The 17442-nt window shown below is 71.9% G+C and carries 9 protein-coding genes and 1 pseudogene; all 10 read right to left on the bottom strand.

The features are described 5' to 3' along the window. Positions 1 to 69: 69 nt before the first annotated feature. Positions 70 to 2496, bottom strand: coding sequence for an integrase (locus tag ACFY9V_RS35105; protein WP_391164364.1), 2427 nt, complete (start codon positions 2494 to 2496; stop codon positions 70 to 72). Further along, positions 2493 to 3251 carry a TnsA-like heteromeric transposase endonuclease subunit gene (locus ACFY9V_RS35100; RefSeq protein ID WP_391164363.1) on the bottom strand — a complete coding sequence of 253 codons (759 nt, stop codon included), beginning with the start codon at positions 3249 to 3251 and terminating at the stop codon, positions 2493 to 2495. Before ACFY9V_RS35100 ends, ACFY9V_RS35105 begins: the two co-directional genes overlap by 4 nt. Next, positions 3164 to 3715, bottom strand: a pseudogene (locus tag ACFY9V_RS35095) (hypothetical protein); the annotation flags it as partial. The pseudogene ACFY9V_RS35095 and the gene ACFY9V_RS35100, both read right to left, overlap by 88 nt. Positions 3716 to 4195: 480 nt before the next feature. Continuing rightward, positions 4196 to 5437 (bottom strand): TIGR02679 domain-containing protein, encoded by a 1242-nt coding sequence (locus ACFY9V_RS35090; protein WP_391164362.1) that lies wholly within the window; start codon positions 5435 to 5437, stop codon positions 4196 to 4198. Further along, complete coding sequence (locus ACFY9V_RS35085; protein ID WP_391164361.1) at positions 5437 to 10356, bottom strand: SbcC/MukB-like Walker B domain-containing protein; 4920 nt, start codon at positions 10354 to 10356, stop codon at positions 5437 to 5439. The genes ACFY9V_RS35090 and ACFY9V_RS35085 overlap by 1 nt, the downstream gene beginning before the upstream one ends. Positions 10357 to 10445: 89 nt before the next feature. Continuing rightward, entirely contained in the window at positions 10446 to 11750 is a 1305-nt protein-coding gene (locus ACFY9V_RS35080) for a DUF2398 family protein (RefSeq protein ID WP_391164360.1), read from the bottom strand. Further along, positions 11747 to 13282: a DUF2397 family protein gene (locus tag ACFY9V_RS35075; RefSeq protein ID WP_391164359.1), complete on the bottom strand. Its 1536-nt coding sequence runs from the start codon at positions 13280 to 13282 to the stop codon at positions 11747 to 11749. Before ACFY9V_RS35075 ends, ACFY9V_RS35080 begins: the two co-directional genes overlap by 4 nt. A gap of 173 nt (positions 13283 to 13455) precedes the next feature. Continuing rightward, positions 13456 to 14802 (bottom strand): AAA domain-containing protein, encoded by a 1347-nt coding sequence (locus ACFY9V_RS35070; RefSeq protein WP_391164358.1) that lies wholly within the window; start codon positions 14800 to 14802, stop codon positions 13456 to 13458. Beyond that, entirely contained in the window at positions 14792 to 16291 is a 1500-nt protein-coding gene (locus ACFY9V_RS35065) for a hypothetical protein (protein ID WP_391164357.1), read from the bottom strand. The genes ACFY9V_RS35070 and ACFY9V_RS35065 overlap by 11 nt, the downstream gene beginning before the upstream one ends. After that, positions 16288 to 17427, bottom strand: coding sequence for a hypothetical protein (locus ACFY9V_RS35060; protein WP_391164356.1), 1140 nt, complete (start codon positions 17425 to 17427; stop codon positions 16288 to 16290). Before ACFY9V_RS35060 ends, ACFY9V_RS35065 begins: the two co-directional genes overlap by 4 nt. Positions 17428 to 17442 lie beyond the last annotated feature (15 nt).

Genomic DNA, 17442 nt, shown 5'->3' with positions numbered 1-17442 from the left:
CTCGATTGCTCCCTCGGGTAGATGCGTACGGGATCCCAGCAGCCTGCGGCTGTTGGGATACGCCGCCGGTCACAGGAAATCCGGGTCGTCGTCAGCGTCGTCCTGCTGCTGATCGAGCTCCTCGATGATCCGCCGGTACCGGGCATCGAGATCCTCATCTGCTGCGGGAACATCTACTGCACCGGGCTGCGGTGCCTTCTGATCTTGCAGAGCAGCGTCCGGAGGCCGGGGCGGCTGCGCCCAGTCGACGTTCACCGCCGCGGAGGTGCGCCAGTAGAAGCCGACGTCGTCCAGTTCCAGCAGGTCGTCGTCTGGCAAGACTGCTTCGCCGGCGGCCAGCAGCTCCTCCACGTCCAGGCCGGCGTACGGGTCGAACTGCGGGACGGGCGCGGGGGCGGGGTGTGGGCGGTACCCATCGGGCACCGTCACCGGCCCGGAGCGGTCCGGGCCCCGTGCGGCGCGCTCCAGCAGATCGGCCAGCGCGTGCCCGATCGCCTCGTCGTTGCCGATGTCACCGCCGCGCTCGAGATGCTGGGAGACGGCGATGTCCCACAGGAACTGCGTGAACGGCACCTCGACCAGCCGCTGGTGCACCCACGGAGCCTCAACGAATTTGTTGGTGTGGTGATCGCGCAGCCACACCCGCGACAGGTCGTTGGGGGAGTACCGCAGCTCCCAGCCGTTGTGCTTCTTGCCCTGCAGCCCCGAGGGCTTCCTGCGGTACGGATTGAGTCCCTGCTCGGGATCGCGGGAAGGGTGGTCGTAGGTGCGGTTCTTGAAGCGGATGCCCTGCTCGCTCACCCCCACCCACGCGGTGGGCAGCAGCCGCAGGTAGTCGTCCTCGGTCAGCGGGATCGGCACGTAGCCCTCGGCTGCGACGCACGCCGCGTACATCTGGTTCGGCGTCAGCTCGGGCATGTAGGCGTCGAAGGGATCGACGAGCTCGGGGTGCGGTTTGTTCTGCCACTCCAATGCGATCCACTGCTGCAGCAGGTCGTCGAGCTCGGCCAGCGTCCACAGCTGCTTGCCGTCCACGCTCGTCCGCATCCGCATCGGCCGGTTGCCGGTGTAGGAGTTCACGTACTGGCTGAACCCCGACTTGATCGACAAGAACGCCCGCTCGACGATGGCCTTGTCCGAGCCGACGCCCTTGCGCGCGGTGCGCAGCGAGATCCCCAGGTATGCACACGCGTCGCGGAACGTCCTGCCCGCGAATACCTTGCCGTGGTCGATCACCACCAGATCCGGGATGATCACCGGCCGCGCCGCGGCGTGCGCGAACCGCGGATCGACCGCCACGAGCTCCTCATAGGGCAGGTCGGAGAACGAGGCGTGCACGGCCTGGTCGAACCCCGGCCGCATCGCAGCCGGCACCAGCGCCTGCGCCAGGACCTCGCAGGCGTCCACGGCCTTGGTCGCCCGCCCCTTGCGCCGCCGGCCGCGGACCAGACCCCCGCCGGAAGCCTTGCCGGGTTCCTTCCGCTGCTGCGGCTGCTTGGGCCGCAGCACTGCGGCGACGATGCTGCGGGTCGCCACACACACCGCGCCCGTCAGCTCCACCCGCGCCGGCCGCCCGTCATCGCCCAGCACCCACACGTCCAGGTCGGTCGAGTCGATCTGTACCAGCTCGCCGGGCATCGTGGCCGTCGTCACCGAGTACGGCGGCACCGCCCCGCCACCTGTCCGCAGCCGCCTGCCCCGGCCACTGGAGCCGGACAGGTCACGGGCATCGACCCCCAGCCGCTGCAGCAGCTTGTACAGCGTCGGCTCGGCCGGGACCTTCACACCATGCCCGTGTGTGGCCCGCACCAGCCGGCGCAGCTGCTTGAACATCTTCCGGGCATCACTAGGCGTATCCAGATGCTGCTGCTGGCGCTGCACCAGCGCCATCAGCGCGTCGACCACCCGCGGGTCGGTCAGCCCGAACTGGCGCCGCGCCTTGGTGCTGCGACCGTCCACCAACGACAAAGCAGTGCGCTGCTTGCAGTACTTCAACCGCTTGGCCTGCACGGTCTGCCAGGACACCGACCAGCCCAGCACCGCCCTGAGTTCGGCGGCCTTCGCCTGGTACCGCTCGATGAGCGTGGTGGTCGCCGGGTCGAATGCGGGCCTGGGCACCGACCCGGGCGGCGCCCCCAGCACAAGGCCGGTGTCCACCTCGACAACCGCCTGCTCCCAGCGCCGTGCCGCTTCCGCCGCGTCTTGCGGAATGCCTTCCATCATCGCGAAGTCCGGCAGCTCGCCGTTCGCCAGCGCACGCCCGTCGGCGTCGAGCACCGCGAAGTCCTCGGCTGCGGCCAGCACCGTCAACAGCACTGTCACCACCGGCGCAACCTCGCCCGTCGTGGGCGCCGCCAGAACGACCTTCATGCCGTCAAGATCGGTGACGACATACTGCCCGCTGCGCCACCGCACCCGGTCCCCGCGCAGCAACGCCCCGCGCGGCGCGGTGCGCACCTTCACCGACGCCCGCCCATCGATCGCGGCCCTGATCACCGGCCCTCCACCGCCAGCGGAACCCGCACCGCGTCCGGCTCATCCTCACCCAGCGGACCGATCAGCGAATCCGGCCCCAGCGGGGCACTCCAGTCCACCCCCAGCCGCCGGTGCCACAGCATGTGATGCAGCCGCGGCAACGCCAGCATCCGGGGCACTCCGCAGGCCTCCACACCGTCCATCAGCGGCCGCGGCACCGCAAAAGCACCAGCCAGCGCCGCCTCGACGTGCCCGTCACCGAACCTCGGATGCCTGCGCCGCGCCACCCACCGTAGATTCGCCAATGCCACCGCCCCCGGAAGCCGCGGGACAGCCAGATACCATCCCGCGTGCGCACACGCCTCACGCAGCACCGCAAGCTGCCGCTCGAACCTGTCACCCGGTCCCGTCTGCTGCGGGCACAGCACCGCCACCGTCGCCTGGGACGCGGTGCGCACGAAGAAGTCCGGCACCAGCCGCCGTTCCCGGCCGCCCTCGCGCCACACCAGCTGCGCCGACCATGCACTGAACTCCACCACGCCCGGATGAAAATCCAGCAGCATCGCCGTCGCCAGCCGGTCCAACGACCGGCACCCCACATGCTTCCTTGTCGTCACCGCCCACCACCACGTGACGATGCTGCGCTGCGAGGCATGACGCGACGGCGCCCAGACCTCACCGCGCTCCGTCAACGGCACCCCCGCCAGTCGTTCGACCGGCGCGGTGCGCCGCATCTCGTGCCGGTCTTGATGCACGACCTGTAACTCCCGTGCCACCACGGCCCCTCGAATCGTCCGCTGCGCTCATGCAGAGTGCAGACCGCAAGACCAGATCTCCTATCATCACCGTCCTCTCCCACCCAGCGCTGTCGGCGTTTTCCGGACGGCTTCGCGCAGCGCCCTTCTGCCCGGTTACGGAGGCGGCCCGAAACCGATGAGCGTGCACCCGGCCCGAGCGGTAGCAGCCCCCCGCAGCCCAGGACGCAAGGTTGCAGGACACAGACCCGATGCATGCGGCACAGGCCCCACCGGATCACGATGCTGTTATCGCCGGGAAGGCATGTCCGCAGTGGCGGTCTCGGACCTGCGAACCCGATACCAACCGGCGCGCGCACCCGCCTCGAACGCTCCTGCACGACGCCAGCAAAGGGGGCGGGCCAGCGCGTCCGCTCTGGCCACAAGGCATCTGCCAGGTTGGCCTCATCGAGGACCGCGCCGGTCAGATTGGCGTCACGCAGATCGGCGTGCCGCGTCTGTCAAACGATCGGCCCTGTCTCACATCCGGTGGTGACTGAGTGTCATGGCTGCAAGAGGGTCACGGCGTAGCCAACCTCGCAGCTCAAAGGCAACTCATCAGGACGCTGGAGCCGAGTTCCGGCGATGACCATCGAGAACCTCCAGGCGCAGCCGATTGCGGCCTGACCTGCAACTATTACTCATCGCTCCCAAGCTCGCCCTGTGCTACCCCCGGATGTGAGACAGAGCCGCTCGTTTGACAGACCCGGCCCCGGCTGCACTGCCTCCCCAGCCGGCCCGGGCCTCGCGCGGTGCCGCCCGTACGGTCCTGGCTCTAGACGATCGGTCCCATCTCGTCGCACCGGGACCAGTGGATCGGATCCCTCTCGTGCCCCGGGGATGAGAACCCATGCCCCGCATCGTGATCGCCTGCGTCGACCGCAGCGCGTGCGCCCCCGGCCCCGGAGGGCAACGGCACGCCCTGGTCACCGGTGGTCGTGCGGTAGCAGTCGCTCCAGGACGGCGTCGTGCTCCTGAAATACCGTGTGTCCCGCGTCTCGCAGCACGTCTCCGAGCCGCAGGTCCAGCCCCTCGGTCGGCAGCGGGCCCAACGGTACGGCGCAGGGGCGGTGGGCGGCGTCGTGGACTGTGGCCAGGTCCATGGCGATGATCTCGGCACCGTAGGTGCGGGCGACGGTGTGGGCGATGGCGAAGCCGGGTCCGTCGAGGTCGCCCGCGTAGCGCAGCGCCACGCCCTGGTCCAGAGCCAGTTGCAGCAGTGCGTGATCCACGGCGCGCAGCTGGCCGCTGGTGCACGCGAGCGGGGCGGTGTGCCCGCGCACGAGCGCGGCCTCGAGGACGGAGGGGTTCTCCACCACGGTCAGCACCTGGCCCGGGTCCAGGTGCGGGGGAGTGCGGGTCAGGTCGAGCAGGTGCAGCGCCACCGGGACCGCCGCCTCGCGCAGGCGCCGGTCCACCGGGCCGTCGCCCACCGCGGCGACACGGTGCAGCAGCACTGTGGCGGTGAGCCGGTCGGCCACCACGCCTACGTGCTCGAGCAGGGCGCGGATCCGGTCAGGTCGGGTGGGTTCCTCCACACCGGCGAGTTCGGCTGCGAGGGTGACCAGCCGGGCGCCCGCCACCGTGTCCAGGTCGAAGAAGTGCGGGTCGCCCGCGGTGTCGTGGGCGAGCTTGGGAAGCGAGACCGGCGGGTTGGCCGGCAACTGGTCCGCCACTGCGGCCAGGGCGTCCACCAGGCGCCGGACCTCGTGCTGCGCGCCCTGGCTGATCTGGCTGATCCCGGCGGCACGCATGCGCGCCAGCACCGCCGGAAACCGGTACAGGCGCGTGGCAGCGTACTGCCACACGTCCTCGCGCATCGCGGCAGAGTTCGCCCGTTCATGGGACCGGTTGACCACCGTTCTTCCCACTGCCTGCTCGACCAGCTGCACCAGGTCCGAGGGCTCCAGCGACAGCGCCTGGAGCAGCGCCCGTACCGGCACCACCGTCCCGGTGGCGGTCACCGTCACCGCGCTGGTGCCGCGCCGAACCTGCTGCGCGCTGTCCAGCCACGACCGCAGCGCCGCGACCGCGGCTGCCCCCAGCCCGGGCACGCGTACGCTCGCCAGCGAGGCAGGGACCGTCCCGCCGCAGAGCCGGTCGTGGACCGCCTCCCACAGCGGGGCGAGCTCCGCATCGGCCGCGACCCACTGCCACGAGCCGCCCATCAGTCGACCGTTCCTTCGCCGCAGCCCAAGTCGAGGTCCAAGGTGAGGGGCTGGGCCTCCCCGTGGCCCTGCCACAGCCACGGCACCGTCACCCGTTGCTGCCCGCTGGCGACGACCTGGTGGATCACCACCCGCCCCGCTTCCTTCTTGATCACCGGAGTCATCGACGGCGCCGTGGCCAGGACGTCGAACTCCCAACGCCGCAGCAAGCCCAGCATCTGACGCAGATTCGCATCGTCGAACGCCGCGTCGAGCTCATCGATCGACAAGAGCCTGGGCCCGCGGTAGTCCCCGCTGTACATCGACCACGCGGCGGCCAGCAGCGGCAGCATTGTGGCCAGGCGCCGCTCCCCCGTCGACAAAGTCTCCAGCGGGTTCGCGCCGCGGGGCTTGACCTCCTTGAAGTGGTCGCCATTTCCGTCGCCGAACGAGGCGTGGGTCACCGAGATCTTCCACTCGTGCCAGGCACGGTAGTCGAACGTGTGGGCGACACGGTCGGCCCAGGTGTCCCCGATGGACTCCTCCATCCGCTGCCGCAGAACGTCGTACATACGCTCGAACATCTCGTCTGAGGGCGGACTCTTGACCAGCTCCACCATCGCCTGCGCGTCCGCGTCGCCGCGTACCGCCCACTCAACCTTCACCCCCACTTGAGCGACCCCCGTGCGTACCCCCTGTAGCGTGGTGGTGATCTGCCGGACCAGCTGCTGCGCCAGATCCTGGCGGACCTGCACGTCGCGCTGCAGCTGGGCGAACATGCTGGTCTTGATGGCCTTCTTGATGTCGGCACGCAGGTCCTGCTCCAGCTGGGTGGCGGCAGCGCGCAATGCCTCCACCGCGGTGCGCAGGTCCTGGCCACGGGCTGCGGCAGGATCGGCGACCTCACAGCGCTGCCACGCGGTCCCGGAGACGTTGGTGAGGATGATCTGCCGGTTGAACTTGGCGAGCGTCCCATTGGCGGTGCGTGCGGTGCCCTCCAGGTGTTTGAGCGCGCCGTCACGCACGTGGGTTGCTGTCGCGAGGCGGTCTGCCCCCACCGCCGCCGTGCCCGCGTTGCTGGCGCGGTCGGTCAGCAGATGGCGGGCCCAGGCGAGGCCGGCGGTCAGGTGCGCCGGACGGCCCTGCGGTCCGGTGGGGATGTCCTCGCCCACCACGGCCAGGCCCTCTTCCACGAGCCGGCCCAACTGCGCGAGGCAGGAGTCACGGTGCTGCTCGGCAGCCCGCCGCAGCGGCGCGACCTCATCGAGCCGTGCCTGGGCGGACGCCGCGTCAGCGGTGGCCTGCTCCTTAGCCCGCTGCAAAGTCGCCGAGCGTTCCCGGGCACGCTCCAGCGCCCCGGTGACCTCCGCCAGCGAGGCACGCAACTGCTCGTACTGGGCCCCGTACACTCGCCGCATCTCCTCCACGGCCGACTTCTCCCGCTCGGCTGCCAGCGCGTCCCGCTCCGCCTGCGCAACGGCCTGATCCGTCAGGCCCTGCAGCCGACCAGCAGCGTCCGCATCGTGCCGCGCCCTGCGCACGAGATCGACCACCCGCGCACCGGCACCACGCCACGCCTCGACCTGCCGCTGCATCACCGTGCAGTCCTCGCGATGGGCGTCCACCGTTTTGGGATCCGTGGGCAGCATCGCGCCGCCTCCTGCGTCGGCGGCACGGTGCAGGGCCCGCAGCGTCTGCCGCACGGCATCGCCGGCACAGCGGTGACCCTCGCGGTGATCGGCGACACGACCGATGGCCTGCTCCAGGCGTCCGGCCGCGTCGTCCTCACGCTGCTGGGCCGAGACGACCTGCTCCAGGGACGGGAAAGAGGCCGCCTCGGAATCGGCCCGCTGCTGAGCCGCTTTCGCGTCCTCCCACGCACCACGGCTGGCGGTCGCGGCCTCGACCCGCTCGCACTTGGCGTCATCAGCGCGCCGCAGCGCTGTCTGTGCCGCCGCGGCGACCTGCTCGGCGTGCCGCACCTCCTGGACCTGCAGCTCCAGGGCGGCACGGCGCCGCGCCGCCCCCTGGTCGAGAGCCTGCACCGCCTGCGCCAATTGGAGCTCGGCAAAGCGCACGTCCCTCGTGTACTGCTGCTGTGCCTCCTGCACAGCGCCGAGGAGACCCTGCCACGTCCCACGGGCCTGCTCCCATGCCGCAGGAGAGGGGAAGCGGTCACGCTCCGCAGCAGCAGCGGTCACCTGGGCGCGGCAATCCACCGTCACCTGGCGCAGGTCGCGCAACACCCGCTGCGCGTCGTCGAGTTGCCGCTCCAGATCGGCCACCTGCTGCAGCCGGGCGCGTTCGCGGGCGCTTTGCCCGATGAACCGGGCACGGTACCCGGCGGGCGCGACTGCGGTCGCCACCGTGAAGGTGACCTGGTCACTGACCGAGGGGTCCACGGCGACGGAACACAGCAACTGCTCGATCACCTCGGCGGGGACCTGGCCCCGTGTGTCGGGCCGCAGTGCGTCGGCCAGGCTCGCACCCGGTGCCGGGGCCGCTCCCGGGTGCAAAGTGACGTCCCCGGCCACCGTCAACCCGTCCGCACGGACCAGCGCGTCCAACAGGCCGCTGACCAGCAGGGCCCCCTCGAGCCGGTCCCTGGCGTCGTCGGCCACGCCGTCGGCGAAGTCCAGCAGCGCCCACAGCGGGGTGCCGTCCTGCGGCTGCCGACTGCGCCACCACGGCGCCGTCGGCACCGGTGCCGCCTGCCGGGCCTGCGCCAGCTGCTGCTCCAACGCGTAGACCGACTCCTGCGCCCTCGTGGCGGCCTGGTCGGCACTGTCCACCGCACGCTGCAACTGCTGCGCCGCTGCCGCGTGGGCGCGTTCGAGGGCCACATGGACGCGCGCCACCGCCTGCACGGCGCCGTCGGCGCTGCCCTTCTCGGCGGGCTCCGCCACCGTGGTGACGTCGATCAACTGGGTTTCGCGCCGCCACACGCCGATCAGGCCTCGCCACTGCTCCCACGTCGCGGCCACAGCTGTTTCACCCTCTTCGGCTGCCTGTCGGGCATTGGCGACGAGAGTGTCCGCCTGCTCCTGTCGCCGCATGAGGGTCTGCCGGTGCTGTTCGCGGGCCAGTTCCTCGGCCGCCTCCTGCTCCTGATCGTCCTGCTGCGCGGCGTGCAGCGCCTGCGCGGCTTCGTGTGCGGCACGCTCGTCCCTTTCCTCCTGCGCACGTGCCGCCTGCCAGGCGCTGGTCGCCTGCTCGGCCACGGCGAGGTCCGCGGCTGCCTGCCGCTGCCGGCCCGCGGTGTCGATCCTGGCCCGGGCCTCTCCCACCGCCTGCGCCAGTGCCGCCGTCAGCTCCCCGGGGACAAGGCGTTCCCCCTCGCCCCGATCATCGCGCACCAGCAGATCGACGGAAGGCCCGCGCAACTCCACGGAGTCATCCGCCCAGAGCTGGACGTCCTGCAGCAGCGAGTCCTCGCACGCTGCCCTCGTCTCGGCCGCCCGCTCCGCAGCGCCGCGATCCGTGTCCTCATCGTCCTCGGCCACGCGCAGGTCTTTGGCCGCGGCCACTTCCACCGCCTGCGCCGCAGCGTGGTCCTTGAGCGCGGTCTCCACCTTTCGCACCTGAGCGCTCCTCATCTCCGCCCAGGCCAGAGGCGCCGCGCACACCTCATCGAGCGGTGCCTCGCCTGCCGCCTCGCCCTCGCCCCGGCACAGGCGCCCGTCGAGGAGCAGAAGCCCTTCCAGCGCGGCATCGGCACCCAGCCGGCCGCCCACCAGCCGCAAAGGCCCGGACACCGCAGACAGGGCGCTGCAAGCGGATGCGACGCTGCGCGCCGACTCCCCGGCGCGCTCATGAGCCTTGGCGGCCTCACGGCCGAGGTCGACGCTGCTCGCGGCCGCGTTGCGCGCGGTCGCCTCCAGCTCCAGCGCCCGCTGCTCACGCTGCGGCAGGACAGCCCCGGCATGGCCGCGCAACTCCTCCTGCACGGCCTCCTTGCGTCCCTCGAGTCCCTCGATCTCAGCCCGCGTGTCGGCCAGCTGACTCTCGGCCTCCTTGCGCTGCGCAGCGGCGTGCTGCGCCTCCTCGCCCGCCCGGCGCTCGCGTCGGGTCTGATCGTCGAAGCCGGTGTTGGCGGCGATCAGCGCCGCTGCCTCGACCACCGCCACCGCCTCCACGTAGCGGTAGTAGGAGCGTTCTGCGTCCGTCAGCAGTTTCTCCTCCGCCCGGGCACGATCCAACTGGTCCTCGAGCTCGGAGATCCGCTCCATCGCCTGGGCGATGACCGTCAGCCGCTCACCGTCCAGCGCCGGCAGGGCGCTGGACAGCAGCCGGCCCATCTCCGCGGCGGAGATTGCCTCAGCCGTGCGCACGCTCCGCAGGCTGCGCAACACCCCCACCAGTGCGTCGAACTGCACGTCGTCCAGGGGTGCGAACAGCTCCTCACGTACCGTGCGACGGTAGTCCTGCTCATCGCCGACGACGCGAAGGTGCTCCGACAGCCGCGCCCGGTTCGAGGCCGCCGAGGTCCCGGACGAGGTGAACGCCTGCCCCTCGCACGCCTCCAACTGCGCCGCGAGATCGCCGATGCGCACCGGCTCGCGTTCCGTCTGCAGCCGCAGCTGCCGCCCGACGCGCCCGCGTGCGATGAAGAACACCCGGTGCACCGTCTTGCCGACCGCCCGCAGCCACAGACCGGTCGTCACGTACTCGACGGTCCCGCCTTCTGAGCGGCGCCCGTACTCCAGCCACCACACACCCGTGCGGTCCCGGTCCTCGTCCCAGTCGGTGTGCCTGCTCAGCAGCGTCCCCGCTGCCTTCCCCGACACCGACAGGGCCGTCTGCGACACGTCCGCGTCCAGCAGAACCGTCACCAGCATCGACGCCGACAGGGACTTGCCCGACCCGTTCGGCCCCGCCAGCGTTAGCCACCCGTCGGCGAACAGCAGCTCCTCCTCGGCCCAGGCCCAGGAGTTGACCACACCCGCCCGCGTGGGCTGCCACCTGCCCTCCGCGACAGGCACCCCCAGCCCCGCGGCTTCGCTCCCGGCGCCCCCATGCCCAGTGATCCTCATGCGTCCCCCTCATCCGGTTCGATGCCGTCGCCGTTCGCCGCACCGTGCTGCGGCTCCTTCGCCGTGCGGGCGGCGTGCGTCACCCGCACCCGCCACAGGTGCACCCCGGGCGTGGGCCGCCACTGCTCCTCGCCCTCCCCGGCGACCGGTGTCAGCAGGCGCACCGCCACCAGCTCCTCGATCGCCGCCCGCGCCAGCGCGGGAAGCTGCATCCGGTGCCCCGCAGCCCAGTTGGGAACCGTCTCACGCACCGTCTCCAGCAGGTTCACCACGTCCTCGACCCGCAGCGGGTCCCGTGCCGCGTGCTGCTCGGCCAGATACGCCAGCAGCGCCAGCGCAGCCTGGCGCTCCATCCGCCGTCCGGTGGGGAAGTCCAGTGCACTGCCGAGCCCGGTGGGATCGGTGACCTCCCACCAGTCCCGCCGCACCGTCACCCCAAGGCCCAGGTTCGCCAGCAGCGCCAGCCCCCGCTCGCGACCGGCCAGCGTGTGCAGGTACGCCGTCCCCGGCGTCACCTCGTCGAAGGGATCCACTGCGGGGTCGTCCACCAGCCGCCGCAGTGCCTGCAGGCGCCGCTCCTCCACCGGCGCGCCCTGCTCGGGCTCCACCGGCACCGGTTCCAGCAGGGAAGCGGCCGACAGCGCGGTAGCGTGCTCCGTCGCAGGAAGGCGATCCAGGCCCAGCAGGGCGGGCGAGAGCGAGGAGAACCGTGCCGCCAGCCGGTCCCGCGAAGCGGTCACCACCATGTCGGCGTCCTCGTCGACCACGACCCGCTCCACGTCGGCGTCCGTCTCCAGCGAGCCCTCGGCCGCGAGCACCTGCAGCGCGTCCACCAGGTTCTGCCGGTGATACCTGGCCTGCTGCTTCGACACCCCCTCGCCCGCCACCCACGACACCTGCGGCAGCGTGCCCGTAGCCGCCTCCTCCGCGCAGACCTGCGCGAGCGCCTGCATCAGCTCGCGCACACTCATCCGCGGCCGGCGCCACAACTGCTCACACACCAGGCACACCAGCACCAGTGCCTCCTGCGACAGCAGGACCCGCCGCCCCCGCTCGCGCGCAAGCGAAGGTCCCCGGTCCCCGGGGACGTCCGCGCGGCGCTTGTGCACCCGGACCAGCTGCGCCACCTCCAGCACCTCGCACGTCCAGCCCAGCTCCGAGCGGAACAGCGCTGCGAGCGCCGCCTGCCCCTTGACCGCGGTCCGGTACAGCTCCGGCTCCGACTCCGGGCGAAGACGCCCCCGGTCCACCAGCACCCGCGCCGCCTCGCGCAGATCCGCCTCCAGCACTTCGCCGCTCATGCCACCCCCCGCACCGTCGCCCCGTGCCGCTGCTCGCTCGCTTCCACACAGATCCTCAGGTCAGGACCGGTCAGCACGCCCTCGGCCAGTGCAACCCGCACCTGACGCCCCGCCACTCCCGGCCGCACCCGCACCACCACGTTGGCTCCCTCGGCCACCGCGGCACCGCAGCCCGCTTCCTGGTCGAACTCCTGCAGCGCCGTCTCCACCGCCCGCAGCAGGATCGTCACCGCGTCCGCCGGCAGCCCGGCGAAGTGATCGAGGCATACCTCGCCAGGGGTCACCAGCAGGCCGGCGAACCGCCGCCTGCGCAGGGCCTCCTCGCGCGCCGCTGCCAGCGCGCTCTCGCGGTCGGCGGTGGTGTCGGCCACCTTCCGGGGCCTGCCGCTGGGCCTGCCCACCCGTTCGTGTTCCCGCAGCGTCACCTCCACGCGGCGCACCGCGGTGCCCGCGGCGGCCACCGTCGCGTGGGCCACGTCCTCCTCGGCCGGACCGATCTGGGCGTGCCATGCGGGCCAGTCGCCGAACGCGGCCCCGTACACCCGGCGCGCCTGCCGCTCATCGCTCTGCCGGTGCAGACTGCGGGCAAGGGAACGGAAATCGGCCCCCAGGTCCGCGCCCCGCCGGCGGGCCGCGTAGCGGCGGTCGATCGCGATCAGCAGCGTGTGGACGGCGCCGGTCGCCGAAGCGATCAGCCGGTACACGGTCCCCTCGGGGGTGAACCAGGCCTCCAGGTCGGCCAGACGCCGCAGCCGCTCGTCCACCCAGCGCTGCTGCTCCGCGGCATCCACCAGGCCTGCGTGCACGGCCGCCGTCTCGACGACGGCCCCGTGTCCCACCTCGCGCAGTGTCGTGAGCGCGTCTTCTACCCGGCGCAGCGCTCGCCCGTACTCGCGGGGGAACTGCCGCAGTGCCTCCAGCACCCGGTCCCGGTTCCTGCCGAACACGTCGTCGTCGGTGACATCGGACTGGACCATCTGAGCCAGCGCACCGTAGAAGTCCGCCGTCACCCGCTGCAGCTCGTCGATGCGCGTGCGGATGTCGTCCAGATCGCCCGTCAGCAGTCCCGGATCGGACTTGAAGTTCTCCACTAGCCGGCGGACAGTGTTCTCCACGCCGTCCAGCAGCCGGGTCGGCAGCTGTAGTGCACGGCGGGCGTCCAGCACGGCTGCCCGCACCGCGGCGACGACCGCCCGCCCCCGAAGTGTCAGCGCCCACGACTCCTGTCGCGATATGACGCCGCGGTAGTTGCGCACCGGGGCCGCGTAGTCCCGGAACGGCTTGGCCAGCTCCCACCTGGCCACCTGTTCGAGCAGTGCCAGCAACTGCTCCTCGGTCAGCGGATCGTGGAAGCCCACGGCGCGCATCTGCTCCAGGATCTGTGCCGGCGTCCACATCGGGCCGCGCGTGGAGAGCTCCTCCAGCGCTGCCAGTAGGGACGTGTAGCGCTCCCGTACCAGGTCCTCCGGCAGAGCGAACACCGTCCAGTCACTGGACAGGACACTGCGCCACCACTGTCGTGCCGGATCCATGCCACCCCCTCGTTTCGATGCCATTCCGTGCGTGCACACGCCCCCTAAGAGATGGCGCCCCTCAGGTAGATCCCCCCGCCCGGGAGATGGCTGCCGGTTCCCGAGGGGCGCGAAGGAGACCCCGAGGAGGCAGCCACCCGCCTCCTGAGCCCCCCGCTCGGCTCACCCCGTGTTCATGCGGCGATCCGGTGCTGGGCGAGTTTGGCCAGGACGACCTGGTTGGCCTCCCACCCGTCGGGGAACTTCGCCGGCACCGACAGGTGCACGGGGTCGGTGGAGGGATGGGTGTCCAGGAGGTCGGTGATCCCTTCGCGGGCCACGACGATGCAGGCCTGCCGGTGCCTGGAGGCGAGCACGCACAGCCGTCCCGCCTCCAGGTGGAAGGCGGTGGCGTCGCGGCGCCCGGACACCGGGTGGACGACGATGACGACCTCGAACTCGCGGCCCTGCAACCGGTTGGCGGTGTCCACCGCCACGCGCGCGGCCTGGGGGCCGCCAGAGCGGGCGAGCACGGTGCGCACCAGGTCCGCCTGGTCGCGGTGGGCGACGCCGACCGCGATGTCCTCGGCCTGTAGCGGCCGGCCGCCGGGGTGGCGTTCGCAGGCTGCCACCGCGCCGCGGTGCAGCAGCCGGGCGGCGATGTCCGCGGCGGCCTGCAGCGTCTCGCCGTCGGTGCGCGGCACGTGACGGCGCGGCAGTTCGTGCAGCGCCCAGCCGGTGGTGAACGCCATCGCGAGGGTCTCGTCGACGCAGGTGTTCCCGAACCCGGCGGTGGCGAACTGAAGGGAGCGTGCGCCCTGCGCGGTGCCGGCGCTGAAGCCGGTGAACGGGTAGAACGCCTGGGAGACAGTGGGAGCGGCGGACGCGGGCAGGCGCCAGGACACCGGCAGCCGGTGTACCGGGGTGCCCGGATTGTGTTCGAGCATGACGGTGACGCCGTTCTGCGTGGGGTCGTGCGGCAGCCCGATCCAGCGCTCCGTGTCGACCATGGTGAACGGGTCCAGCTGGCCCGGATCGCCCACGAACAGGCCTCGCTCGAAACGCGGGTTGATCTGCAGCAGCATGTCCGAGCGCATCTGGTAGGACTCGTCCAGGATCGCCCAGCCGAAAGTGGCGTCACGTACGGTGGCCCACTTGGCGGCCGTGCCGACGATGACCTGGCAGCCGCGCAGATCGGCCAGGGTGCGCCCGATGGCGGCGTTCGCCAGGCCCGAAAGCGCCGGTGTCGGCGTGTAGGTGCTGCTGCTGAGCCGACCGACCGTCATGCCCGGGTGGGTTGAGGCGATGCGCTCGATCAGGTCGTCGACCTGGTTGTTGGTCTGGGCGACGATGATTGGGTGCTCACCGTGGTCGGCGAGCTCGTGGGCGGCCCTGACCACGAGGGTGCTCTTGCCGGCGCCGGGAGGCGAGTCGACGACGACGGCCCGATGCCCGGGGTCGGCGAGGTCGGCGAGGATCCCCGCGGTGGCGGCCGCGGCTTCGGCGGCCGCCCCCCGTGTTGTGGAGTCGTCAGTCGTCATGTCCCCAACCCTCTGCCGCGTCGTCCTGGGAAGTGGTGCTCTCCTGGTCGGGCCCGGCGCCGTGGTGCGTCCACGCGGTGCCTTCGTCCGCGGGCCACTGCGGGCTCGGCCGCCAGCCCGGGTCGGGCAGGTAGGCCAGACGCTGCCCCAGGACCGGCACGCTTCCGGCCTGGGGGATGCGGGCGCGGCCCATGCCACCGGTGACCTCCACCACGATCAGCGTCGCCTCGCCCTCGGGCTGCACGGAGACGATCTGCGCCTTGTGGCCGGCGGGCATGTCGGGACTGATCAGCCGGGTGCCGGGCGTCAGCCGCACGGGGTCCTCGGTGCGCACGGCAACCAGCGGCCGCGGGAGGCGCCGGTTGCCGGCACCGATCTGGACCCGGCCCGGTTCGGCCTGCGTGACCGGCCCCGCGAACGCTTCCCCGACGCTGCGCCGGTCGGCCAGTACGAACGGGTCGTCGAACGCCTTGTCGGCCTCGAAGCTCTCCAACGCCCGCTCCAACCGGCTCAGCCGCCGTGCCGCGCCGATCGCGGTGTCCCGCTTACGCTGGGGCAGCGCGGCACCGGAGTCCTGGTAGTCGCAGAAGCGGGTGAAGGCAAAGCAGTCGTCCTCGAAGCGCCGGGCGGCGCGGGGCGCCTGGGGCACCGAGCGCAGCAATGCGACGGCGTCCCACACTATGCGCCAGGTCGGGTGGACCTGTTCCGCCACCAGTTCCCGCAGCTCCTGTTCGGCGGCGGCCAGCGCCTGCTCGTCCTCAGCGGTGTCGAAGCGCTTGATTGCCGGAGCCAGTTCGCGGTTGTCGAACTGGGGCGAGGTCGCCGGTCCGGCCGGTGGGCACACGTCCGGGTTCTCCGCGTCGGCCATGGCCTGCTCGACGCCGACCCCCGGCGGCGGGGCTATCCAGGCCATGAGGGAGGCGAGGTTCTGGTCCTCCAGGGAGCTCTGTCCGGTGGCCCAGTGCTCGGCGAGCAGGCCGGTGACGGGCAGCAGCACCGAGGTCCCGGCCTGCTCGGCCTGCTCGACCAGGAATGTGAGCCACCTGCCGAACTCGGGCACGACCTGCGGGACGGCGTAGGGACCCGACGTCGAACGGAACCGGCACATGCGCCCCAGATCGGCGAGCGCCTTGATGCCGCCGGGGTTGGGGAGGAGGATCTGCGGCGCGTCGGTGTACCGCGACTTGGCTCCTTCGCCGCGGCGGTCCTGGCGGAAGGAGTCGATGTACTGCGTCACGATCTGCCCCAGGCCGGCGGCGAACGCGAAGCGGTGGTCCCGGTTGCGCGGCTGGGGTACGACCAGCAGCGTGGGGCTGCGCCGGGAGGTGCCCGCGATCGCGGCCAGGGGCGCGCCGGCCTCCCCGGCCATCGTCAGCGGGACGATCACCAGCGGCCGGTCCGACAGGCGCCGGTGGCGGAACGCGGTCAGGGGAACCGCCTCCATCGCCTCCATTGCCTCCGCGCGCGCCAGCGCCGAGAGCATGCTCATATCGACCCTCCATCGGTGCCGGTCAGTTCGGCCCGCAGTTGCGCGGCATGGCGCAGCGCGACGGCCATCTCGCTCTGGTCGGGCCCGGGCGTCAGCTGGCCGCGCGCCAGGCCCAGCACCATGGTCGTGGTGTCGATGCCGCCGAACTGCTCGCGTACGGCCGCGCCGAGCACGTCCAGCGACGCCCCGGTGCGGGCTCGCGAGCGGCAGTAGAAGGCCATCTCGCAGTGGTTCAGGCAGTCCGGGCGGTACGTCGCGTCGACCTCGTCCAGTGCAGCCACGAGCTCGGCGGGAGGCCGCTGCGGCCGCGTGCCGTCGAGGTCCAGGTCGAAGGTGAGGCCTTCGGGGAGCAGCGCGGCCAGGTCGCCGACCCGCTCAAGACGCGACAGTTGCCGGGTCAGGGTGGCGACCTGCTTGCGGGCGTCGACGAAGGCCGCGGTCGGGCGGTTGGTGAAGTCCTTCGGCGCGACCAGGACGACGTCGTCGGACACGGCCTGCGGGCCGATGCCCGCGCGTGCGAGCAGGTCGCGCAGCGCGATGATGTACGCGCAGGCCTGCGTGGTCGCCGAGCGCACCTGCGCGGGGTCCGCCTGACCGTCGATGATGGGGAAGCTCTTGATCTCCACGACGTGGAAGCGGTCGCCGGCGCGAAAGGCCACCAGGTCCGGCTCCAGGTACGCGTCGTGCCCGGCGACCTGCAGGCGCAGCATCGGGTGGTCGTACAGGGTGGGGGCTTCCTCGCCCCGGGCGGCGGCCACCATCAGCTCGCGGGTGTACTGGTAGCGGGACTCGGGTCGGCCGTCGCCGCCGTAGTCGTTGAGGTCCGCGTAGCCGACCTCGGGAAGCGTCAGGCCCAGGGTCTCGCGCAGGAGGCGCAGCAGTTCCGCGCCGCCGTCCTCCTTGACCAGCGCCTCGAACACGTTGCCCCGGGCCAGGGCGAAGGACGACTGGCCGAAGGCGGACGGGTAGCCGGCGTGCTCGGCGATGGCGGCCTTGTCGGCGCCGGAGGCGTCCAGCAGGGCGCGCAGTGTGCAGCGTGGGTTGTTCTCCAGGGCGGCCAGCGCCCGGGCGGTGTAGGCCCGGCGCGGCGCGGGGCCGCGCAGTACAGCCAGGCGGTCGTCGACAGGTGCTCTCACGGTCTGGGGGTCCTT

The organism is Streptomyces sp. NPDC008317 (assembly GCF_042955955.1).
In the GTDB taxonomy this organism is placed as follows: Bacteria; Actinomycetota; Actinomycetes; order Streptomycetales; family Streptomycetaceae; genus Actinacidiphila.
Note: the sequence above shows the minus strand (reverse complement) of the source record. Positions and strands in the feature narration are given on the sequence as shown.